The sequence below is a fragment of the Pseudoxanthomonas mexicana genome (assembly GCF_014397415.1).
GTDB lineage: Bacteria > Pseudomonadota > Gammaproteobacteria > Xanthomonadales > Xanthomonadaceae > Pseudoxanthomonas_A > Pseudoxanthomonas_A mexicana.
In genome coordinates this window covers 1,979,476-2,002,306 of record NZ_CP060731.1, presented here as the reverse complement: position 1 = coordinate 2,002,306, position 22,831 = coordinate 1,979,476, and the positions used below count along the sequence as shown (strand labels likewise).

The window sequence follows — 22,831 nt, the reverse complement described above, 5'->3', positions numbered from 1 at the left end:
CCGCCATTATCGGGCATCGGCGCGGCGCCGTGGCCGGCATCAGGCCGGTTCGGCGCAGGCGGTGTCCCACGCGTCGACCAGCTCGTCCAGCGGGCATGGCACGTGCACCGCGTAGCCCTGCACGCAGCCGATACCCACCTCGCGCAGCTGGGCCATCACCGCCTCGCTCTCCACCCACTCGGCGATGGTGACCTTGCCCAGCGCCTGACCCATCTGGCTCATCGAACGCACCAGCGCCAGGTCCGATCCGCCGCGCCCCAGGTCGCGTACGAACGCGCCGTCGATCTTGAGGATGTCCACGGGCAACCGCTTCAGGTAGGCGAACGACGACAGGCCGCTGCCGAAATCGTCCAGCGCGATCCGGCACCCGCGGACACGCATCGCCTCGATAAAGCGGCAGGCGTCGTCGAGGTTGGCGATCACCGCGGTTTCGGTGATCTCGAAGCACAGCCGCGCCGCCACGCCGGGATGGCGGTCCAGCAATGCGCCGGCATGCTCCAGGAAGGCCGGATCCGCGACGGACTGGGCGGAGACATTGACGTGGCAGAGCTCCACGCCGGCCAGCCGGCCCGGATTGCGCGCGAAATGCCGGCACACGGCCATCAGGACGAACCGGTCGACCGCCATGACCTGGCCGTAACGCTCCATGGCCGGCAGGAACACGCCCGGCGCATGCAGCCTGCCCTCGCGGTCGCGCAGACGAACAAGCACCTCGTACTGCAGGCGCGGCGGACCCTCGAGCGGCACGATCCGCTGTGCGTACAGCACCAGCCGGTCCTCGGCGATGGCCAGCTGCGTGTGCGCCACCCATTCCAGTTCGTGGCGGCGACGCGACAGGCTGGGGTCCGCGTCGCGGTAGCAGCGGATGCGGTTGCGTCCCTCCTCCTTGGCCACGTAGCACGCCGCATCGGCCGCCCGCAGCAGCCAGTCGGCATCGATCGCCTCGTCGTTGATCTCGACAACGCCGACGCAGCAATTCAGGCCGAACGCGCGTCCGTTCCATCGGAATGCCTGCCCGGCCAATGCCGCGTGCACGCGCGCCATCGCGGCTTCCGCTTCGTCCAGCGTGGTGTCGTGCAGCAGCACGGCGAACTCGTCGCCCCCCAACCGGCCCAGCCAGTCTCCGCGGCGCAGCTGCGACGCCAGGCGGGTGGCGAAATGGCACAGGAAGCGATCGCCGGCCTCGTGCCCGCAGGTGTCGTTCACCAGCTTGAACTGGTCCAGGTCGATGAAGCACAGCGCGTGCCGCTGCCCGCCGCCGTGCGCGGTTTCCAGCGCGCGGTCCAGCCTGCGCGCGATCTCGCGCCGGTTGATCAGGCCGGTGAGTTCGTCATGGCTGGCCTGGTGGGCGATCTCGCAGGCCAGTTCGTGCGCTTCGGACACGTCCTCGGCCAGCGCGAACAGCTGCTCGCCGCGCCCACCGCGCACGCCGACCCACGAAGCGCTCCAGCGCACCCAGCGCAGCGTGCCATCGCGGCGCAGCAGGCGGCGCTCGCCCGGCTCCTGCAACCGCACCCAGTCGATGGCGCCGCGCTCGTCCACGGGCAGGTCATCGGCGTGGAGCACATCGGCCAGACGCTGCATGCGCAGCTCCGTCAGCGACATGCCCAGGATCCGGCCCAGCGCCTCGTTGGCCTGGGTGAACCGTCCATGGCGATCTACTTTGAGCATGCCGACCATCGACTGGTGGAAGGCCAGACGAAACTCGCTTTCCGTGTCGCGCACGCGGCGCAGGGTGCTGCGCATCACATGCAGGGCGTAAGCGCACAGCAGGACGAAGGCGGCCGCACTGAGCGCCAGCAGCATGCGTCGCAGGAAGTGCGCGCCCTCGGCCAGCGAGCGCGAGAAGGCCAGCTCCTTCGGTCGCAGGCGCGCATCGATGGCGGTGAGCTGCCGCTTGTAGGCGAGCACGCTGGCCTCATCGGGCACGCGCCGCGCCCGATGGGCTTCCAGCGTATCGGCCAGCACGACCAGCTGGTCGATCTCGGCCTCCGCCTCCCGCCATAGGCGGACCGATTCGCGGAAGTACGGCGCATCGTGCAGCAGGCGGTACATCCAGACCAGGCGTTCGATGTCCTGCGGCGCATTGCCGCCCTGCAGGAACCCCGCACGCGCCGCCGCGAGGTCGACCGGGTCGCGCTCCAGGGCCTGGCGAGCGGCGCGGTCGCCCAGCGGCACACGCAGCGCCTCCCGCGCGTCGGCCAGGTCCGCCGGGTCGCCATGGCCGGCATAGCGGTAGAGGCTGTGCACGGCGCGCTGTTGCGCCTTGGACCAGTGGCCCTCGCCGATGATGTAGGCCGTCGCGCCGGCCTGCGTCTCCAGGATCGCCGCGATCAGCAGCGCGCCCAGCGCCGACAGGGCGATGAGCACCGCCACGCGGGCCGGCAGCCGCCGCAGGTTGCGGTCGTCCGGTGACGGGGCGGCTTCGGTCGTGGAGACGTCCGTATGTGTCACACCTGGCTCCTTTCGGTCCCGGCGGAGAAGACATCGGCGCAGGGTTCCACTCCGGTTGATCGGCCTGCCTTCGGCGCACTTGAGGCCCCGGCCGACCTTGCCGGAGAAGCCGCAGGCTCTCAGCCTTCGCCGTCGGGCGTGGACCCGGCTTCCACTACCCGGTCACGACCGGCGCGCTTGGCCCGGTACATGGCTTCGTCGGCACGCCGCAGCAGGGACGCCGCGTCGGCGTCGTCGGGCGTCAGGCTGGCCAGGCCGATGCTGGCGGTGACCGCCAGCCCTTCGATGCCGAGGGCGGCCCCCGCGGCGCCCACCCCGGTCCGCATCGCGTCAAGGCGCGCCCGCGCCGTCGCACCGCCGATCCCGGGCAACAGCACCAGGAACTCCTCGCCGCCCATGCGGATGACATCGGCGGGATCCCGCACCGCCGAGGTCAGCGTGGCCGCCACGGCCACCAGCACGCGGTCGCCGACGGCATGACCGTGGACATCGTTGATGCGCTTGAAGAGGTCGATGTCGAGGAAGCCGACCGCCAGCAGCCCGCCGTCGGCGCGGGCCGCGTCCATGTGCTGTTCCAGCCGCTTCAGGCCGGCGCGACGGTTGGGCAGGCCGGTCAGTTCATCCGTATCGGCCAGCGCGCGCATCTCGTCGCGCTGGCGCCGCAGCTGGCCCAGGCGCAGGTTCAGCACGTAGGCGCTGACGGTCAGGAACCAGGTGATCGCAAGCTGGATCGCTTCCACCCGGTATTCGATCAGGACTCCGTTGTCGGCCATGTCCATGAGCGTCATCGCCAGGAATGGCAGCACGGCGGCGATCGCGGCCAGGGCGTCCCCCCGGCGGCGGCGCAGGCCGGCCAGGCTCAGGACCAGGATCGCCACGCAGCCCGCCGCGAAACCTGCATCCATGCCCGTGGCCAGCCGCGACAGCGCGCCCCGCGGCAACCACACCGCCAGCAGTGCCGTCGCGCAGAACGCCACCGTCGCGCGGGCCAGCCAGCGGCCCGCTGCCCGCCACGCACGTGCGGCACCGGTGAGCAGCCACATCACATACAGCAGCACGGGCAGGCCCAGGCACGAGAGCACCACCAGCCAGCGCGATTCCTGGTCGCCGATCGGCAGCCAGGGTTCCGGATAACCGCTCAGGCCGCTGAGTACGGCCTGGCCCAGCACGGTGAGCGTGCATAGCAGTGTGTAGCCCAGGAAAACGCGGTCGCGCGTGCTCAGAAAGCCCATCAGCGCCATGAAGGCCAGCGCGATGGCGATGGCCACGCAGGCCGTGCGCACCAGCAGCCGCGCGGTATCGAACTGCTGGATCGGGCTGGGCGCACCGATGCGAACGGTCGGGATCCAGCCCGCCTTCAGCGGCGTGGCCCAGGCGACCTGGATCGGCTCGCGGCTGCCCGCCGGAGGTACCGCCACCATGCCGATGCCGGCACGGAAGCGGGAGTCGCGCGTGCGGGCATCGTGCATGCGCCCGCAGACTTCGCGGTCGCCATGATGCACCCGGACTTCACCGGCGAAGACGTTGAATACGTTGACCGCCTGCGGCGCACCCGACCAGCCGCCGGGCGGCGCCGGGATCTCCACCCGCTCGGTCAGTTGCGCCCGCATGGCGGGCGTACAGTGACGCTGCGGGGCCTGTTCGGACGTGGGGGCGCCGGTGACCAGGTAGTCGCGGCCGACCTGCGGCGTGGCCAGGGCCAGGCACGGCAATGCACAGAGCAGCACCAGCCACCCCGCGATCGTGCCCCGTTGCCTGCCCCATCCCCTCACGAACACTCCGGTACGTCGCCGCTTCCCGACACCCGGTGCGCTGGCTTGCGTCTACGAAATGCAAACTCCGTGCCACATGCCGGCGCCCCCGCGCCGGCCGGCCGTCATCCCTCGCGCGGAGGGCCCTTGCGATGCGGCCTGAGGCCGGGCTTGCCGGCGCCGAACGGCTTGTCGCCCCGCGGCTTGCCCTTGCCGGCGCCAGGGCCGCCGAAGCGGCGAGGCGGCGCCTCACCGCCCCCCTCGCCCGGCTTGTGGATACGCAGCTGCTGGCCGGACACCCAGACCTTCTTCAGGTGCATCAGCACCTCGCGCGGCATGCCCTCGGGCAGGTCCAGCGTGGTGTGGTCGTGCTGGATGTCGATGCGGCCGATGTAGCGGCTTTCCAGCCCCGCCTCGTTGGCGATGGCGCCGACGATGTTGGCGGGCTTCACTCCGTGCATGTGGCCCACCTCGATGCGGTAGGTCTCCATGCCCACCTCGGGCTTGTCGCTGCGCGGCGGCTTGTCGGCGCGCGGACGGTCGGTGTCGGGGCGTTCGATCTTCGAACGCTCGGGCTTGTCGACACTGCGTGCCGGACGCTCGCCATGGCCGTCGTCACGGCGTGGCCGCTCCTCGCGCTCACGACGGGGCGCGTTGCCGTAGGTCTCGCTGCGCGCCGGGCGCGCCTCACGCGGCGTGCGCTCCTGCGAGAGAAGCAGCGGCGTATCGCCCTGCACCAGCTGCGCCAGCGCGGCGGCGATGTCCACCGCCGGCACGTTCTGCTCGCGCTCGTAGCGCTCGATCAGCGCGCGGAACTCGCCCGCCCTGCCGGAGGCCAGCGTGTCGGTGATGCGGGCCAGGAACTTCTCCACGCGACGGTCGTTCACCGCTTCCACGCTGGGCAGCTGCATCTCTTCGATCGGCTGGCGCGTGGCGCGCTCGATCGCGCGCAGCATGCCCTTCTCGCGCGGGGTGACGAACAGGATGGCGTCGCCCGTGCGGCCGGCACGGCCGGTGCGGCCGATGCGGTGCACGTAGCTCTCGGTGTCGTACGGGATGTCGTAGTTCAGCACGTGGCTGATCCGCTCAACGTCCAGGCCGCGCGCGGCCACGTCGGTGGCCACCAGGATGTCCAGCTTGCCGTCCTTGAGCTGCTGGATGGTCTTCTCGCGCGCCGCCTGCTGCATGTCGCCGTTGATCGCGGCGGCCGCCAGTCCCCGCGCCTGCAGCTTGTCGGCCAGTTCTTCGGTCGCCGCCTTGGTGCGGGCGAAGACGATCATGCCATCGAACGGTTCCACTTCCAGGATGCGGGTCAGTGCATCCAGCTTGTGCATGCCGCTCACCCACCAGTAGCGCTGGCGGATGTTGGCCGAGGTGGTGGTCTTGGCCGCGATGGTGACTTCCACCGGCTGCTTCAGGTAGGTCTGGGCGATGCGCCGGATCGCCGGCGGCATGGTCGCCGAGAACAGCGCCACCTGGCGCGTTTCCGGGGTCTTCTTGAGCACGGTCTCGACATCGTCGATGAAGCCCATGCGCAGCATTTCATCGGCCTCGTCCAGCACCAGCGTGGTCAGGCCGGACAGGTCCAGCGAGCCGCGCTCCAGATGGTCGATCACGCGGCCGGGCGTGCCGACGACGACATGCACGCCGCGCTTCAGCGCCTGCAGCTGCGGGTAATAGCTCTGGCCGCCGTAGATCGGCAGCACGTGGAACCCCGGGATCTTCGTCGCGTACTTCTGGAACGCCTCGGCCACCTGGATGGCCAGCTCGCGCGTGGGCGCCAGCACCAGCGCCTGCGGGCGCTCGGCATTCAGATCGATGTTCGACAGCACCGGCAGCGCGAACGCGGCGGTCTTGCCGGTACCGGTCTGCGCCGTGCCCAGCACGTCGCGGCCGGCCAGCATGGCGGGAATGGTGGCCGCCTGGATCGGCGACGGGCTTTCGTAGCCCACCGCGGTGACGGCGGCCATGACCGGCGCGGACAGGCCGAGATCGGCGAACAACAGGGGGGCGGGAGAAGGGGATTCGGTGGACATGCGAGAGACTCCGGGGCGTCGCGGAGCCGCACGCCGAGCCGCATATTGTGCGCCTTCGGGGGGCTCCTGTCGCGCTGCAGCACACGACGGCCCGGATTCTGCCGGGAGCGCCGTGATTTTTCCGCCACGGTGGCGAATCACGTTCTGACCGCACAATCGACCCGGTGCCGGAATGGAAACGACGCTCGCCATGACTTCTCCCACGGACACGGACGCGCGTGAGGGCTTCCAGGCCCTGCTGCAGGCCCATCGCGGCATTGTCGCCAAGGTGGCCGGCACGTATGCCTGGCACCCGGACGACCGCGACGACCTGATGCAGGAGATCGCCACCCAGCTGTGGCGCGCCTGGCCCGGCTACGACCCGCAGCGCCCGGCTGCCACCTGGATGTACCGGATCGCGCTGAACGTGGCGATTTCCTACGTGCGCGGCCGGACCCGGGGCGTGCAGCCGGAGCCCTTCGGTGACCACCACGGCGAGGTGGCCGATCCGCACGCCCACGAGCACGAAGCGCGCCATCAGGTGGACCAGCTGCACCGCTTCATCCACGCACAACCCCCGCTCGACCGCGCGCTGCTGCTGCTCTATCTGGAAGACCGCAGTTACCGCGAGATGGCCGACGTGCTCGGCCTGAGCGAGACCAACGTCGCCACCAAGATCAGCCGGCTGAAGCAGCGGCTGCGCCAGGAACTCTGACCATGACCCACGCCCACGGAATCGCCTCGATGGAACCCGATGACCTGAAACTCGCCTGGCAGACCCTGTCGCGCCGGCTGGAGCGGCACGATGCGCTGCAGACCGATGTACTGCTGCAGCAGCGCAAGCAGAAGGCACTGTCCAGCCTACGCCCGCTGTTCTGGGGCCAGGTGGTTCAGACGATTTTCGGCATTCCCTTCATCGGGCTGGCCGCGCTGCTCTGGATCCAGGGCGGGCAATCGGCCGATGGACTGCCGTGGACGACGATCGTCGCGGGCATCGTAGTGCAGCTCTACGGCATCGCCACGATCGCGATGGCGGGCCAGACGTTGCACCGCATCGGCGAAATCGACTACGCCCAGCCCATCGTCGAGATCCAGAAGCGCCTGGCGACCCTGCGCCGCACCTACATCGTCAACGGCATGCTGGCCGGGCTGCCGTGGTGGTTCCTGTGGGTGCCGCTGCTGATGGTGCTGTCAGGCCTGGGCGGCACCGACCTGTACGCACGTGCGCCGGGCACGGTCTGGATCGGGCTGGGGGTCGGTGCGGCGGGCCTGCTGGGCACCGCATGGCTGCACCGCTGGTCGCGCCGGCCGGCGCGCCCGCGCCTGGCCAAGTTCATGGACGACAGCGTGACCGGCGCCAGCCTGCGACGTGCCCAGGCGCAGATCGACGAGGTTGCGCGCTTCGAGGCGGAGTGAGCGGGAGGTACACTGCCCGCATGCAGATCATCGACTTCGATCTCGACCGCGACCACGTGGAACTCAACCAACTGTTGAAGCTGGTCGGCCTCGCCGACAGCGGCGGCCAGGGCAAAGCCATCGTCGCCAGCGGCGACGTGACGGTGGACGGCGCGGTGGAGCTGCGCAAGACGGCGAAGATCCGGGCCGGTCAGATCGTTCGCGTGGGCGATACCGAGATCCGGGTGCTGGGCGTCGAGGGCTAGCCCCCCTGCCCGGCTCCACATCGCTCTACTCGCAACAAACCTCGGCGTTGAGCCTTTTGGTTGACGCGTGAACGACAAAGCCTCAGTGCGCCGCCATGGCGCGGCGTGCGGCTCAGGGTGCGGTGCCCGCCTCTGACCGAGGGGCGTCGGCGGCGTCCTCCGGTGCCGCTTCCACATCGGCCATGCGGTCGAACTCCGACAGCGGGCTGTCGGCCGGGCAGTTCGCGTCGGGGAAGCGGAACTGCTCGCGCAGCGCCAGGCCGCAGGCCTGCATCTCGTCCAGTCCGGCGCCCGCGGTCTTGCACTGGCTGTCGAAACTGCGCATGAAGGCGTCGCGGCGCAGCACGAAGTCCTCGCCGCAACGGCGCATCAACTGCAGGCGGTCCAGATCGTCCTGCGCTGCGTTGGTGCCATCCAGGCCGTATTCCTGCAGTTCGTCCTTGTCGAGCAGGCGAAGCCGGCGGTTGGGCACCGTCATCATCAGGTCGGCCACCGCCACGGCCACGCCGTTGCGCGACAGGTAGTCCTTCACCCGGTCGTAGACGCCGCGCAGTTCTTCGTTCAGTTCGCTGCGGGTGGTGGCGGTGGAGCTCATGCGGATGATGCGGTGCACGCCCACCTTGCCGGAGATCATCCGGTTGTCGCCGGCCCCCAGCACGAACACGCACGCGCTGTGGCAGATCGAGCCTTCGCGCACCCAGATGGTCCAGCCACTGGCACCGATGGCATCGCCGGCACGGATGGCGTCCTCGACCTGGCCGCCGGCCGAATCCAGGTCCAGGATGCGCTTGTGGATGCCCATGCGGTCGGCGATGTCGGCCACGCGCGTGACCAGGTCGGTGAAATCGGCCGCGATCTTGCCCTGGTAGCGCAGGCGCAGCACACCGCCCTTCTGGCACGGCGACAGCGCATCCACCACACTGAAGAAGGCCAGCGATTCCAGCGGTACACCATCGCCCTCCTCGGTGGTGTAGTCGGCCTGGCAGCTGACCTGTGCGGTACCGGAGGTGACCCGCGCGCTCGGCCAATCGGTCGGCAGCGCCCTGTCCTGCCCGCGGGTACCGGTGGGAACGGGTCCGCTGGAGACCGCACCGTCACCGCGCTCGGCCTGCTGCGCGGGAGTGTCCTTCGGCGGCTCCACCGGCGCCTGCGCCAGCGCGTCGGGCGCCATGTCGGGAGCGTCCATGCGGCAGCCGGCCAACGCCAGGGAGGCCAGCAGCACCAGGCTTGTCAGGGGGGAAAGGCGGGACAGCATCGTTCGGTCGCACGACGCCCGCGCGCACGGGCGCGGGCCTGAAGGGGTTCGCCCCTAGTCTAGTGTCAATCCGGCGCCCCAGGCCTGCCCTGCGATGAACCTGCAGCCCTGCGCAGTCACAGCAGGGCCCACAGCAGCTGCAGCAGGCCCCACAGCGAGACGCCCCACACCACCGTGCGCAGGTAAGGCACCCCGGCCGCGTACAGCGGCACATACACCAGGCGCGCCCAGAAATAGCACTGCGCGCCCAGCGCGGTGCTGGCGTCGCCCCGTTCCAGCACGACGACCGCGAGCACGGCCGCGGCGAAGAATGGAAAGGTCTCCAAGAAGTTGCGTAGTGCGCGATCCACACGCGCGGCCACGCCGGTGACCGGGGGCAGCACCGCATCGCGCGCGCCCACGTTCCAGCGCAGCCCTCGCTGGTGCGTGATCAGCGCCGCGCCGAGCAGTACGTGCACCAGCCCCAGGGCCGCGGACCAGGCCAGCATATTCAGTTCGATCGGCATGACAGCGCTCCAGTGAGGGTCCGCGGACTCTAGCGCACCTGCGCGCCTGCGTTTCCCCGCTCGCGCTCACGCGCCATGGCTGTGCCGCCGCATCTGCGCACGCCGGTGCAATCGACGCGCGGGTGGGGATGGGAAGGTGGGCGCCGTCCCACCCTCCCGGATCCTCGTCATGCCGGATTTCCCCCGCGACATCGACCTGCAACGACGGCAGCTGATGCTGGCAGGCACCGCCCTGGCCGGCGCCGCCTTCCTGCCCCTGTCCGCCTGCGGGCGTACCGAACCGCCCGCTCCCACCGCATCGTCGCTTCCTCCCCCCTCCTCCACCGTAGAGAGAACCACCATGGGCCTGTTCACCACCAAAGACGACGTACAGATCTACTTCAAGGACTGGGGCCCGAAGGACGGCCCGGTCGTCACCCTCAGCCACGGCTGGCCCCTGAATGCCGACAGCTGGGAGTCGCAGATGTACCACCTGGCCGCGAACGGCTGCCGCGTGATCGCGCACGACCGTCGCGGCCACGGGCGCTCCAGCCAGCCGTGGGACGGCAACGACATGGACCACTATGCCGATGACCTGGCGCAGCTGATCGAACACCTGGACCTGAAGGACATCGCGATGTTCGGCTTCTCCACCGGCGGCGGCGAAGTGGCGCGCTACATCGGCCGCCATGGCACCAAGCGGGTGAAGAAGGCCGGCCTGGTCTCGGCGGTGCCGCCGCTGATGCTGAAGACCGACGCCAACCCCGGCGGCCTGCCGATCGACGTGTTCGACGGCATCCGCGCCGGCCTGCTGGCCAATCGCGCGCAGCTGTTCAAGGAGATCCCCAGCGGCCCGTTCTTCGGCTACAACCGTCCGGGCGCGAAGCCGTCGCAGGGCGTGATCGATGCGTGGTGGCTGCAGGGCATGATGGGCGGCCACAAGAACACCTACGACAGCATCAAGGCGTTCTCGGAGACCGATTTCACCGAGGACCTGAAGAAGTTCGACGTGCCCACGATCATCATCCACGGCGACGACGACCAGGTCGTGCCGATCGACGCCGCGGCGCGCGCGTCGGCCACGCTGGTGAAGAACAGCCAGCTGGTGGTCTATCCGGGCGCCCCGCACGGCATCACCGACACCCACAAGGACAAGCTCAACGCCGACATGCTGGCGTTCGTCAAGAGCTGATGCCCGATCGCCGCCGGCGCGCGTGACGGCGCGCCGGTTCTGCCCGCCCTGTTCACCGATTGCGCCGCCCGCGCTTGCGGGGCGGCGGCGATTTGGGTATCACAGGGGCACGGGGTGTCGGCCCCGCAGGGGATGGCATTGGCGATACACCAGGACCTATGGCGGCCCGTGCAGTGGGCGCAGCGTTTCGCCGCCGCGCTGGCATGGGCGATGGCGGCCGGCTTCATGCTGGCGAACATGGGCAGTGGCCACTTCGTCGACGACAGCGTGCCGCTGGTCGGGGTGCTGGTGGCCATCGCCACCTGGCGCAGCGAACACCGCCAGGTGCGCGGCGCAGTGGCGGGCCTGCTGTCGCTGCTGTTCGTGTTGCATCTGTGGCAGTTCCACGGCCTGGGCACGTGCCTGGTGCTGGCGGCCGCGGCGGTCATCGCCTGGGCCCGCCTGTGGCGGGGGTACTGGCCCGAATTCGTGATGCGCGTGTCGGCGGCGGCGCTGCTGCTGCTCGCCGTGCAGCCGGTCCTGGGCGCACTGCAACCCCATGCCCCGGCGGCCGATATCGGCTGGTCGCTTGCGCTCTCGGCGCTGGCGATCTTCCTGCTGGTGTATACGCCGTCACTGCGGGCGGGACAGGCCCTGGACACCAGTGCCGAACTGATCGCCTTCGTGCTGGCGTTCGCGGTGCTGGCCCTGGTGGGCTGGCACGTGCCCGGCAGCCTGGTGGGCAGGATGGGGGTGGACTATCCGCCCATGCGCCCGGTATCGACGCTGGCCGTCGCCCTGCTAGCGCTGGCCCTGTTGCTGCGCCAACGCGACCGCGAGCATGCCGCCTGGCTCCTGATGGCCATCGTGGCGGCCCCCCTGCTGCTCACGCTGCTGCAGACGCTGGGCCAGGTCACCACCCCGCTGAACGCCCTGCTGCACCGGGTGGGATGGCTTCCCCGCGCCAGCACGCCCCTGATCGGCGGCTATACCGACTACGGCGTGCTGACCGCGTGGGTGGGGGTGGCCCTGCTGCCACAGGCGCTGCAGCGTTGGGAGAACGTGCGCTGGGGCCTCGTGCGCGGGCTGGGCATCGCGATGGCGTCGGTGGCGGGCATGGCGGCGCTGGGCCTGCTGATCCAGTTGCCCTACCCGCGCGAAGGCATGTCGGTCTACCAGATTTCGCTGACCGCGACGGCGCAGCTGGTCGCGATGGGCCTGGCGCTGGCGGTCGCGGGCGAGAATTCCCTGCGCGAGCGTCTCTTCGGCGTGTTGCCGATGGCCGCCGCGCTGACGCTGGGCGGCATGTTCTGGCTGGCCGCCAGCGCGGACCGCGATGCGATGGCTCGCCGGGTGATGGAAACCCAGACGGCGAGCGCATCGGCGACCTTCCTGCGCGGCGTGGAACTCCGTCGCGGCGCGCTGCGGCAGTTGTCGTCGTCGCTGGTGGCCGCGCGTCCCGAGATGGCGGAAGCGCTGTTCGACCGCCATGTCGCCGACATGGTCCGCGCGTTCGCTGCGTTCCGCGTGGTGCGCAGCGTGGGCGATGCAGGCGAGTTCCGCTGGGTCGAACCGGGGTTCGACGCACCTGCCGCGCCGTCGCCACCGTCGCCGGTCGCCGACGAAGGCCTGCTGCAGCCGGTGCCGGGCGGGTGGTGGCTGACGGTGGACGAAGCCGGGCGGCGCACGCAGGCCTTCATCGCGTTGGACGGCTTCGTCATGACCCTCAACAAGGCGGTGTTCTCCGACCGCCCGGTACGCGCGACCGCGGATGGCATGGCGACGGTGGAACAGGGCCAGACCTTCGGCGAGCCGCTGTCGGTGCAGACCGTCGCCCTGCCCGGCCACGAGGTGGAGCTTTCGTTGTGGGCACCGCCCTCGCTGACCTCGTTCGCGTTGCCGCGCGCACTCGTCGTGGGCGGCCTGAGCAGCGGCCTGCTGATCGCGTTCGTGTTGTTCCTGCTCGACCTGTCGCGGCGCCGCTCCACCGAGGCGGCGGAGACGGCGCGCTCGCTGCTGACCGAGACCGAACGCCGGCTCGATGCGCAGCGACGGCTCAACGATGCGGCCGCGATGGACAGCGCCACCGGCCTGCCGCGGTTCTCGGCGCAGGCGACCCTGATCACCGAGCAGATCGGCACGCAGGCGCCGTCAGGGCACGGGCTGGCCATCGTCGACCTGGACGGGTTCGGCATGGTCAACGATTCGTTCGGACACGATGGCGGCGACGAAGTGCTGCGCCGCATGGGCCAGCGCATCTCGGGCGCGGTGGGCGAACAGGGCCGCGTGTACCGCTATGGCGGCGAAGGCTTCCTGGTGCACTTCATCGATACCGACATCGACCAGCTCAGCCGCTGGGCGGAGGAGATCCGGCGCGCGGTGGGACAGCCGATCGCGCTGTACTCCACCCATCCCTCGTTCACCGTCACCGCCAGCATCGGCCTGGCGCATGCGCCCGAACACGGCATCGACCTGCAGAGCCTGCTCCGCAGCGCGGACGACGCGCGCCACCTGGCCAAGCGCGCAGGACGCAACCAGGTGCGGCTGCCTTCGGCCGGCGCGCAGCAGGATGCCAACGATCGCCTGAGCCGCGTCACCGCCCTGCGCGAGGCCGTGGCGCGCGGCCAGTTGCGCCTGGCATACCAGCCCGTGGTGGCGGGCGACACCCTGCAACTGATCGGCTTCGAGGCGCTGGCACGCTGGCGCCATCCGGCATGGGGCGAGGTACCGCCGTCGGTCTTCATTCCGCTGGCCGAAAGCGCGGGCCTGATGGAGGACATCGGCCACTTCGTGCTGGAACAGGCCTGCCAGCAACTGGCCCGCTGGCGGGCGATGGGCCTGCGCACGCTGTGCATGGCGGTCAACCTGTCGCCCAGCCAGCTGGGCCAGCCGACGCTGGCGCCGTGGATCGCCGACTGCCTGCAGCGGCACGCGCTGCCGGCCGACGCGCTGACCCTGGAACTCACCGAGAGCGTGCTGGTGGAGGACATGGGCGCGGCGCAGCGGATCCTGCAGTCGCTGCACGAACTCGGCGTGCGCCTGGCGCTGGACGACTTCGGCACGGGCTATTCCAGCATGTCGTACCTGCAGCGTCTGCCACTGGACGTCATCAAGATCGACCGCAGTTTCGTGGACGGCATCGCCGCGGAGGACAGCACCGATCGCGCCATCGCCCGCACGATCCTGGTGCTGGCCCACGAAATGGGCCTGCGCACCATCGCCGAAGGCGTGGAAACCGTGGAACAGATGAACGCACTGCAGCAGATGCAGTGCGACGAGATGCAGGGCTATTTCTTCGGCCGGCCGATGGAAGTGGATGAAGCGACCGCGCTGGCGCGCGGGCAGCTGCGCCAGCCGATGGGCTGAGCGGGCGCCAGCTTCAGTCCGCGCGCAACTGGTCCAGGAACGCGCGTCCAGCCGGTCCGGGCGGCGTGTCCTTGCGCCAGACCGCACGCATCGGCATCTGCGCATAGCGCGGATCCGCATCGGCGATGCGCAGGCGCTTCAGGCGGCCCGCAGCGAGATCCTCTTCGACGATGTGCAGCGGCATGTGGCCCCAGCCCAGGCCCGCGCGCAGGAAGGCGTGCTTCGCACCCAGATCGGCCAGGCGCCAGGTGAGCGGCGACTGCACCGCGAAATCGCGCCCCGCCGTCAACGGCGTGCGATCGGTCAGCACGAGCTGCACATGCTTCGCCGCGGTCTTCACCGGCACCGTGCCGCGCTGCGCCGCCATCGCGTGCGTGGGCGCCGCGACCGTGACGAAGGGCACCGCCAGCAGCGGTTCGGCCACCACACCGGCGGGCAGGTCCGGCAGCGAGCCCACCACGCCGATGCGGCACCTGCCGTCCAGCACGGGCTGGATCACGCCTCCCAGGACCTCCACGTACAACCGCAGCGGCGTGTGCGGAAACGCAGCGCGGCTGTGGGTGGCGGCGCGCGTCAGCGCACCCATGGGGAACATCACGTCCACGGCCACCGAGAGTTCGGGCTCGAGTCCTTCCGCCACGCTGCGGGCGCGCGCCTTGAAGGTGTCCATGTGCTCGGCGACCGCGCGCGCTTCGACCAGCAGCAGTCGGCCGGCCTCGGTCAGTTGCGGGTAACGGGCGCTGCGGTCGAACAGGCTGACGCCGAGGTGCAGCTCGAGATTGGCCAGCGTCTGGCTGACCACCGACTGCGCACGGCGCAGCTTGCGGCCCGCAGCGGAAAAGCTGCCCTGCTCGGCGGCGGCGATGAAGGTGCGGAGCTGGTCGAGCGTGATGGCATCCAGCATGTATCGCCCCAGACGATGGTTTTCATCGAAATATATAGGCTTCCGGGATGCCTTGCCACGCCCTAATCTGCCCTCCGTACCCGCTGCACCCACCCCTCATTCCCCGGAGTCCACCATGTCCACCGTCACCGCTACCGCGAGCACCACCCGTATTCCCGCCCTGCGTGGCGCCGCCGATCTCGTCGGCCGCAGCCTGCTGGCCTCCCTGTTCGTCATCTCCGGCCTGGGCAAGCTGGCCGCCTACGCCGGCACCGCCGGCTACATGGAGTCCGTCGGCGTCCCCGGCGCCCTGCTGCCGCTGGTCATCGCGCTGGAAGTGCTGGGCGGCCTGGCCATCGTCGCCGGCTACAGGACCCGCATCGTCGCCAGCCTGCTGGCGGCGTTCTCGATTGCAAGCGCCGTGCTGTTCCACAGCAACCTGGGCGACCAGATCCAGCAGATCATGTTCCTGAAGAACTTCGCCCTGGCCGGTGGCTTCATCACCCTGGCGGCCCGCGGCGCCGGCGGCTGGAGCCTCGACAACCGCTGAAGCAGCATCGCTTCATGCACCCCCGGAACGCCGGCCCTGCCGGCGTTCTTCGTTCCCGCCGCGTGCCCGCACGCGGGTACAAGCCTGTACGGGAAGCACCATGCCAGCGTGCGCTCTGCCCTTCGATGGAGCCACGCATGCGCCGTCGCCTCTTGCTCGCCTTCGGTCTCGCCGCCCTGTCGGCGGCGAGCGTATGCGTCGCCGCGGATGCCGTGCGCCTGCAGGTGACGCCGTTCGCCACGTTGCCCTCGGATGCCCGTCATCCGGAAAGCCTGGATGTCGATCCCGCGACCGGTGAGGTGTACGTCGGCACTTTCGACGCGCGCATGCCGGAATCGGCGCGCAACAACCAGGTGTTGCGCTTCGCCGCCGATGGCCGGTTGCTGGCCCAGCGTCACTTCGGGCCGACGCCGCTCACCGGCGTCGCCTTCCACGATGGCCAGGTCTACGTACTGAACTTCGGCGCCTCGAAACTGCAGCGGCTGCCGGCACGCTTCGATGCGGACAGCGCGATCGAGGATGTGGCCACGTTCGCCGCACTGTCGCCCCGCGCGCCGCCAGCACGGCGCATCGACAATCCCGATGGCAGCCACGACACGATCACGTTCGGGTCGCAGGGCTTCCCGGCCATCAACGGCCTGGTGTTCGACCGCGCCGGCACGCTATATGTCTCCGATTCGTTCCAGGGCGCGGTCTACCGCATCGCGAACGCGGCGACCTGCCGTCCGTGCAAGGTGGGCGTGTTCGCGCGCGATCCGCTGCTGGCGACGACCGGCGCATTGCCGTTCGGCGCGAACGGCATGGCCTTCAACGCCGACCAGTCCATCCTCTACATCAACAACGCCGGCGACGGCCGCGTCCTGCGCAAGCGCATGCCTGACGGCGCCATCGAGGTACTGGCCGACAGCGTCTACGGTGCCGACGGCCTGCTGTTCCACGAAGGCCTGCTGTGGGTATCCGCCAACCAGATCGACACGCTGGTCGCACTGGACGAGCGCGGCCGCGTGCGTCATCGGGCGGGCGACTTCCTCGGCGTGGATGGGCAGGGTGCGCCGCGTGCCCTGCTGTTCCCGGCGGCCAGCGCCGTGCAGGGCCGCCGCATGATCGTCGCCAACCTCGCCCTGCCGCTCAGCGCCGCGACCGGCGACGAGTGGGAAGAGGACGTCACCCGCTGGAACCTCATGCAGTTCGATCTTCCCGATCCTTCGCCTGCCCCTTGAGGAACATCCCATGCTCAACATCACCCCGTTCGGTTGGTTCCATACCGCCATCAGCTTGATTTCGCTGTTCGGCGGCCTGTACGCGCTGCTGCGCCACCATGACATCCGTTACGCAACGCCGCTGGGCAAGACCTACACCTGGTTCACCGTCGCCACCTGCCTCACCAGCTTCTTCCTGATGCGCACCGGCAAGCTGAGCGAAGCGCACGGGCTGACCGTGCTGACACTGATCGTGCTCGCGGTCGCCGTGCTGCTGGGCCGCAACGCGGTCCTGGGTTCGTGGCGGCATATCGCGTCTGCATTGGCGTTCACGCTGACGGTGTACTTCCACTTCATCCCCGGCTTCACCGAGACGCTGACCCGCGTGCCGATCGATGCGCCGCTGGTGTCCGGGCCGCAGGATCCGCTGCTGCAGAAACTGGTCGGCGGCACCTTCCTGGTCTTCCTCGTGGGCATGGTGCTGCAGGTGCGCGCATTGCGCCGTGGGCGCACGACGTTGGCCCAGCCTGCGACCTGAGCCGGTTTGCGCGGCCATGCTGACCGCGTTGCCCACGCTGGACGCCCTGCTCGCCGCGCACGCAGGGTCATTGGGTGAAGACGCCACCGGGTATCGCCACCATGCGTACCGGGTGGCGAACTTCTACTGGCAACTGGCGCCCGGCGATGCGGATGCGCTCGAGAAACTGAGCATCGCCGTGGCCTTCCATGACCTCGGCATCTGGACCGCCGGCACGTTCGACTACCTGCCACCCTCGCGGATACTCGCGAGGGACTACCTGCACCAGACGGGAAAGGCGGCCTGGATGGTCGAAATCGACGCGATGATCGAATGCCATCACAAGTTCATGCGCACGCCGGCCGGCACGTCGCCCGCAGTGGAGGCCTTCCGCCGCGCCGACTGGATCGACGTCAGCCTGGGCATGCGCCGGTTCGGCCTCTCGCGGCGTGCCGTGCGCGATGTGATGGCGGCCTTCCCGGACGCAGGCTTCCACCGGCGGTTGGCGGAACTGACGCTCACGCGCCTGCGCCACCATCCACTCGATCCGCTGCCGATGGTGCGCTGGTGACACGGTGGGCCTGCCGCATCGTGCCGACGAACGGCCATTGACTTATTTGGTTAGGACTCCTAACTTATTTGCCATGATCGATACCCCTTTTCAGCGCAGACAGGCCACGCGCGGCTTGGAACAGCTCGCCCACCTGGTGCGCGCCCAATCGTGGCGCCAGGACGGCACGCCCTCGCTGCCGCCGACGCAGGCAGCCGTGCTGCGCATGCTGCAGGGCGTGCAGGACGGCCTGCGTGCGCGGCAGATCGCCGAACGCCTGGGCTTGTCGGCGGCCAGCCTCAGCGACTCGCTGAAGGCGCTGGAAGGCAAGCAATGGATCCGCCGCACACCCGACCCCGACGATGCGCGCGCCGCCCGTGTGAAGCTGACCTCGGCCGGCTCGCGCATGGCCACCCAGCTGCAGCGCCCGGACCAGGGCATGGGTTCGCTGATCGAATCGCTCGACGAAACCGACCTCGGCGCGCTGTTGCGGGTCACCCAGTTGCTGGTCAACGAAGCGCAGGAACAGGGGCTGGCCACCGGCCTGCGGACCTGCCTGGGCTGCGAGTTCTTCCGACCGTTCGCCTCGGGCGAACGCACCGCGCCGCATGTCTGCGCCTTCCTGGACAAGGCCTTCGGCGACAGCGAACTGCGCGTGGACTGTGCCGAACAGCAGCCTGCCGACGACGAACAACGGCTGGGAAGCGTGGCCCGCTTCCGCCAACCGACTCCGCCCTAGGCGGAAAAAAGAAGGACGGCGCCCGACTGCCATCGGACGCCGCCCGGTACCTCCCACCCACCCTGCAAGAGCAAGCAAGAGGAATTTCATTATGCGCCAGAACACCACCCGACGTTTCGCGTTGGCCGCCGCACTCGCGCTGGCCATCGGCGGCGTGCACGCCCATGACGGCAAGGCCCACACCGGCGGTATCCCGTCCACCGCCAACAAGGCGGTGACCGCCGATTTCGACATCGTCCACACCAAGATCAGCACCGACAAGAACATCGCCACATTCCACATGGCGGTGTCCGGCAAGGCCGGCAAGAGCACGCCCGCCGCGACGGGCAAGCTGGCCGGCAGCGACGTGTTCTCCTACGTGTGGCCGACCACCATCGATCCGTACGAAGTCGGCTTCGAGAAAGGCGCCGGCATCCTGGCGATGGCGGTCACCGCGCATCCCGATTTCGACGACACGCCGCTGTACGACGAGAACGGCGACGGCAGGCGCGATAACGACGGCGACCTCTGGCACAGCCATTGGGTGGTGCTGAAGCCGAACGACGCCTGCGGTCCCGGCGCGCTGGGCGTGGTCGACATTCGCGCAGGCAGCAAGCCGCGCCTCCCGAAGACCTGGCCAGGCTTTCCGATCCTGCTTGACAGCCCCGGCTGGAGTCCGACGCTGAATGCCGAGACGGTCGAAGTGAAAGTGCCGTTCGACGATATCGGCGTGGTCACTGCGGGCAGCTTCGACGGCGTCACCGCCGGCCTGCGCGTCAACGCCAGCGTGCACGCACCGCTGCTGTGCGTGGTGGACGTGTTCAAGGTCGCCTCCGGCAACCTGAGCCTGCCCGGCAAGCCGAACCAGTAATCGCACCCTGCTCGCGCCGGCTCGGATGGGCCGGCCGCGACCCCACGAGAACATCCCCATGAATGCCATGGATCGCCCGGCGCCACCCTGGCAGGTGGACCGCTGGTTCAACACCTCCCGCGCCCTGTCGCTGGAAGCGCTCCGCGGCAAGGTCATCGTGCTCGAGGCCTTCCAGATGCTGTGCCCAGGTTGCGTGTCGCATGGCCTCCCGCAGGCGTCGCGCGTGCACGCGACGTTCTCCGCGGAACAGGTCGCCGTCGTCGGCCTGCATGCCGTGTTCGAACACCACGCGGCGATGACGCCGGTGGCGCTGGAAGCGTTCCTGCACGAATACCGCATCGTCTTCCCGGTCGGTGTGGACCGCCCCGGCACGCGCGGACCGATCCCGCAGACCATGGAGGCCTATGCCATGCGCGGCACGCCGACGCTGGTGCTGATCGACGCGCAGGGCCGTCTTCGCCACCGGCATTTCGGCCAGGTCAGCGATTTGGTGCTGGGGGCGCAGATCGCGGTGCTGGCGGGCGAAGCAAAGTCCATCGCTACCGCCGCTGGCGCGAAGACATCCCATGCGAGAGGCTGCGACGCGCAGGATTGCTTGACCTTCGCCTAAAGGACGCTCAGGTCTACGTCCGCCGCTAGCGGAAGCGGTCGCAGCGTCTCAATCCTATCGAGGTCGGTACAAACGGGTTGCGCTTCTGTGGCGGCTTCCACGTGCCTGAAGAGGACGCGGTGCGCGCGACTCCCGCGTCTAACGTGTTGCGCACACGCTCCATCGGCGCCTCCGGCGTGGTACCGGAAGTGTTTGAGGACAACAGAGAGCTGCACCATCCTGACAGCTGCGCGATCCAACCGCGCATGATTGACGCCGCGCGCGTGGTCCACGCCAGACGCTGCGGCAGCGACTGCAACCAGCGAGCATCGCGGCTCGAACCCCATCGCCCACCTTGCTCGATGGTTCGCGATGAAGCGGATGAAGGCGCGACGGCAAGTGTCGTGGCCAGAGGCTGGGGAGTTGCACTGCGCACTGCCTGCCCTCCCGGTAGCAGCGGATGGCTGCCGGGCGCTGCGGTGCCCCAGCGTCTGCCGGTGCCGTAGAGGAAATCCAGACGGCCGGAACTTACCTGCACCACGTCTAGGTGCCCGTCATGGTTCACGTCGGTCGCCACCAATGTGTTGACGTCTTCTTCGTCGGGGGGCGACACCGCATATCGCACTTGGGCATCCAGGCCGCGTCCATACCGGCTTTGATAGTAGCCAACTGACCAATTCGAGCCCCCCAACACCAACAAATCGTCCAGCGTGTCCCTATCCAGATCCACCGCAAGCAGGCCCGTGGGTTGCGGCGTCGCTTCCAATGGCGTCGCGGGCTGGAGCGCGCCATAGGGATCCTGATGGAACATGTGGATCAGCGTTCCCGATTGGTAGCCTACTCGCGCGACTGCCAGATCACGCCTGCGATCGCCGTTGAAACTCCCCACGGCCACCGAAGCGCGTCCGCTGCCGGTGACAGGGTACAGCTGTGGCGACAGGAATCCCCCTTGGCCATCATGGCGCAACACAGCAGCGCCGCCTTCGCCTCCGCTTCCGCGCACGTATCCCATCGCCAGGTCCTCGCGCCCGTCGCCGCTGAGATCGGCAGCACGTAGGCTGGAAAGATCGAAGTCTAGCGGCATGAAGCGGAAGGAGTAGGCCACCCCGGAGCGGGAACTTTGGTAGATGCCCAGACCCATATTCTGGCTGCCACGCGATTCGACCGTGCGGACGACCACGTCCGGCGCGCCATCCCGATTAACGTCGGTGACGACCAACTCGTCCGCGGGCGTGTTCCAGACGCCTGAGAACCAGCTGGAGCGGAAATCGCGTTGCCGGCTGCCGGGCACGATGGCGATGCCGGCGCCGCTCGATGCGAGGACATCGTCGATCCCGTCGCCATTCATGTCGGCAACCGCCAGTCCCACGCCACGAAAAGTCGGCGAAGGACGGGTGGGCAGCGGCGCGGTCGGCGCAGGCATGTTGATGCAGGAACTGCCCTCGTCCTCGAAGGCTCCGGCGGATGACTGCAACAGCAGACAGACACTTCCCACAGCCCAGTATTCGTAGTCATACCGGCCCGGCTTCGACACTGTAGCGAGATCAGCACGCCCGTCCCCATTGAAATCGCCGGAAACGACGGCACCGCCACCACCGTCCCTGTCCCCGGCCCATCGCAAGGCGAACATGCCTGCCGGCGTCTCCGGCTGCGACACAGGAGTGATCTTGCGGACGCGCGCATTGCCTCGGTCCGCAACGAACAGTTGCCCGTCAGGAGTCACCGCCAAACCGACAACGTCCTTCAGTAATGCCTGTACCGCTGGGCCACCATCTCCTCCGTAACCCGTCTCCACATCGGCAAAGCCATCGCGCCGGTTGTGTCTGCCGGCGACGAGATGGATCGCCCCGTCTGGTGCGATCATTTGCACGATCGCGTTCTGGCTCACATACACATTGCCTCGCGCATCGGACGCGACGTCGCGCAGCCCGTGCAACACGACATTCGTCGCCATAGGATCGGCGCCGAAAAAGCCGCCTCCCGCTACCGTCCACAAGCGACCCTGCTGGTCTAAGCGATACACGCGATGGTCGAATCCGCCCACCAGTAGTATTTCGCCGCTCGGGCTAATCCCGAGTCCCTGGGCTTCGAACCCCACGTCCAACGCGCGCGTACCCTCGGGGAAGGTGCCGCTGAAGCTGCCGTTGCCGACGACCGTACTAATCACACCATCCGGGGTCAGCTTGCGGACACGCCGGTTTCCCCTGTCGATAAAGTAGAGATTGCCCTGCGCATCGACTTCCGGATCGATCGGCGAACTAATGCTGGCGGCGATCGCCGGTCCGCCATCGCCGGAGAAACCACGGTTGCCATCGCCTACCAAGGTGGTGATAACGCCGCTGGGCGACACCATGCGGATGCGTACATCTTCAGCGATGAACAGATTACCCTGCGCATCGACTGCGATACCCATCGGGACGAGCGTAGCGCTGGTGGCGGCGATGCCGTCCCCGTTGTAGCCACCCTGTCCATTGCCAGCGACAGTGCGGATGACGCCTTGGGTGTCTATCTTCCGCACCCGCAACGTAGACCGGTCCGAAAGATAAAGGTTGCCAGCGCCGTCTACTGCCAGGTCTTCCGGATACTTGAGCAAAGCTTGGGCTGCAGGCACCCCCTCTTCTTGTGAAGTTCCTCCCCCCGCGACCGTAGAAATCGTAGGCAGACTCAACGAGGCCGCTTGGGCCAGACAGCCGATGAGCCCAGCGCCGACCATCGCTTGGAACGACCGTGCCCACTTCTTCCGCGGAATCCGTCGGCCGCGACCTTCGGTCGCATTCCCACTTCCTGTGCGCATCG

19 protein-coding genes are annotated in these 22,831 nt (G+C 68.9%); 12 read left to right on the top strand and 7 right to left on the bottom strand.

Features of this window, described 5'->3' with window-relative positions:
- Positions 1–39: 39 nt before the first annotated feature.
- The 3 genes from IAE60_RS09200 to IAE60_RS09190 all read right to left on the bottom strand — a co-directional run bounded on the left by IAE60_RS09200 (position 40) and on the right by IAE60_RS09190 (position 6,241).
- On the bottom strand, positions 40–2,454 hold the full coding sequence (locus tag IAE60_RS09200) for a putative bifunctional diguanylate cyclase/phosphodiesterase (RefSeq protein ID WP_187572022.1): 2,415 nt from the start codon (positions 2,452–2,454) through the stop codon (positions 40–42).
- Between the two features lie 119 nt (positions 2,455–2,573).
- Entirely contained in the window at positions 2,574–4,226 is a 1,653-nt protein-coding gene (locus IAE60_RS09195) for a sensor domain-containing diguanylate cyclase (RefSeq protein ID WP_244966540.1), read from the bottom strand.
- Positions 4,227–4,330: 104 nt separating this feature from the next.
- Positions 4,331–6,241: a DEAD/DEAH box helicase gene (locus tag IAE60_RS09190; protein ID WP_187572021.1), complete on the bottom strand. Its 1,911-nt coding sequence runs from the start codon at positions 6,239–6,241 to the stop codon at positions 4,331–4,333.
- A 190-nt stretch (positions 6,242–6,431) separates the two neighbouring features.
- Here IAE60_RS09190 and IAE60_RS09185 point away from each other — a divergent pair, with 190 nt between their 5' ends.
- Genes IAE60_RS09185 through IAE60_RS09175 form a run of 3 tightly spaced genes read left to right on the top strand, consistent with a single transcriptional unit; the run spans position 6,432 to position 7,881 of the window.
- Positions 6,432–6,935: an RNA polymerase sigma factor gene (locus tag IAE60_RS09185; protein WP_187572020.1), complete on the top strand. Its 504-nt coding sequence runs from the start codon at positions 6,432–6,434 to the stop codon at positions 6,933–6,935.
- A 2-nt stretch (positions 6,936–6,937) separates the two neighbouring features.
- A complete protein-coding gene (locus tag IAE60_RS09180; RefSeq protein WP_244966539.1) occupies positions 6,938–7,636 on the top strand; it encodes a serine/threonine protein kinase in 699 nt (232 codons plus the stop codon).
- A gap of 20 nt (positions 7,637–7,656) precedes the next feature.
- A complete protein-coding gene (locus tag IAE60_RS09175; protein ID WP_187572019.1) occupies positions 7,657–7,881 on the top strand; it encodes an RNA-binding S4 domain-containing protein in 225 nt (74 codons plus the stop codon).
- Positions 7,882–7,993: 112 nt separating this feature from the next.
- On the opposite strand, the gene IAE60_RS09170 is transcribed toward IAE60_RS09175, so the two are convergent.
- Positions 7,994–9,136 (bottom strand): COG3904 family protein, encoded by a 1,143-nt coding sequence (locus IAE60_RS09170; RefSeq protein ID WP_162110924.1) that lies wholly within the window; start codon positions 9,134–9,136, stop codon positions 7,994–7,996.
- A 116-nt stretch (positions 9,137–9,252) separates the two neighbouring features.
- Positions 9,253–9,642 (bottom strand): MAPEG family protein, encoded by a 390-nt coding sequence (locus IAE60_RS09165; RefSeq protein ID WP_187572018.1) that lies wholly within the window; start codon positions 9,640–9,642, stop codon positions 9,253–9,255.
- Between the two features lie 190 nt (positions 9,643–9,832).
- Between IAE60_RS09165 and IAE60_RS09160 the strand changes: the two genes are divergently transcribed.
- Together IAE60_RS09160 and IAE60_RS18925 are read left to right on the top strand one after the other, a co-directional pair.
- Positions 9,833–10,813 carry an alpha/beta fold hydrolase gene (locus IAE60_RS09160; RefSeq protein ID WP_425504469.1) on the top strand — a complete coding sequence of 327 codons (981 nt, stop codon included), beginning with the start codon at positions 9,833–9,835 and terminating at the stop codon, positions 10,811–10,813.
- Between the two features lie 138 nt (positions 10,814–10,951).
- A complete protein-coding gene (locus IAE60_RS18925; protein ID WP_187572017.1) occupies positions 10,952–14,158 on the top strand; it encodes a putative bifunctional diguanylate cyclase/phosphodiesterase in 3,207 nt (1,068 codons plus the stop codon).
- Positions 14,159–14,171: 13 nt separating this feature from the next.
- On the opposite strand, the gene IAE60_RS09150 is transcribed toward IAE60_RS18925, so the two are convergent.
- Positions 14,172–15,062: a LysR family transcriptional regulator gene (locus tag IAE60_RS09150; RefSeq protein ID WP_187572016.1), complete on the bottom strand. Its 891-nt coding sequence runs from the start codon at positions 15,060–15,062 to the stop codon at positions 14,172–14,174.
- A 115-nt stretch (positions 15,063–15,177) separates the two neighbouring features.
- Here IAE60_RS09150 and IAE60_RS09145 point away from each other — a divergent pair, with 115 nt between their 5' ends.
- The 7 genes from IAE60_RS09145 to IAE60_RS09115 all read left to right on the top strand — a co-directional run bounded on the left by IAE60_RS09145 (position 15,178) and on the right by IAE60_RS09115 (position 20,056).
- Positions 15,178–15,591 carry a DoxX family protein gene (locus IAE60_RS09145; protein WP_187572015.1) on the top strand — a complete coding sequence of 138 codons (414 nt, stop codon included), beginning with the start codon at positions 15,178–15,180 and terminating at the stop codon, positions 15,589–15,591.
- A gap of 137 nt (positions 15,592–15,728) precedes the next feature.
- Positions 15,729–16,811 (top strand): SMP-30/gluconolactonase/LRE family protein, encoded by a 1,083-nt coding sequence (locus IAE60_RS09140; RefSeq protein ID WP_187572014.1) that lies wholly within the window; start codon positions 15,729–15,731, stop codon positions 16,809–16,811.
- 10 nt (positions 16,812–16,821) lie between these two features.
- Entirely contained in the window at positions 16,822–17,328 is a 507-nt protein-coding gene (locus IAE60_RS09135) for a hypothetical protein (RefSeq protein WP_187572013.1), read from the top strand.
- 16 nt (positions 17,329–17,344) lie between these two features.
- Entirely contained in the window at positions 17,345–17,878 is a 534-nt protein-coding gene (locus tag IAE60_RS09130; RefSeq protein ID WP_187572012.1) for a hypothetical protein, read from the top strand.
- Between the two features lie 73 nt (positions 17,879–17,951).
- Entirely contained in the window at positions 17,952–18,596 is a 645-nt protein-coding gene (locus tag IAE60_RS09125; protein WP_187572011.1) for a MarR family winged helix-turn-helix transcriptional regulator, read from the top strand.
- A 91-nt stretch (positions 18,597–18,687) separates the two neighbouring features.
- Positions 18,688–19,446 carry a hypothetical protein gene (locus IAE60_RS09120; RefSeq protein ID WP_187574610.1) on the top strand — a complete coding sequence of 253 codons (759 nt, stop codon included), beginning with the start codon at positions 18,688–18,690 and terminating at the stop codon, positions 19,444–19,446.
- 58 nt (positions 19,447–19,504) lie between these two features.
- Complete coding sequence (locus IAE60_RS09115) at positions 19,505–20,056, top strand: redoxin domain-containing protein (RefSeq protein ID WP_187574609.1); 552 nt, start codon at positions 19,505–19,507, stop codon at positions 20,054–20,056.
- A gap of 25 nt (positions 20,057–20,081) precedes the next feature.
- Here IAE60_RS09115 and IAE60_RS09110 read toward each other — a convergent pair whose 3' ends face one another.
- Positions 20,082–22,646, bottom strand: coding sequence for an NHL domain-containing protein (locus IAE60_RS09110; protein WP_187574608.1), 2,565 nt, complete (start codon positions 22,644–22,646; stop codon positions 20,082–20,084).
- Between the last annotated feature and the right edge of the window lie 185 nt (positions 22,647–22,831).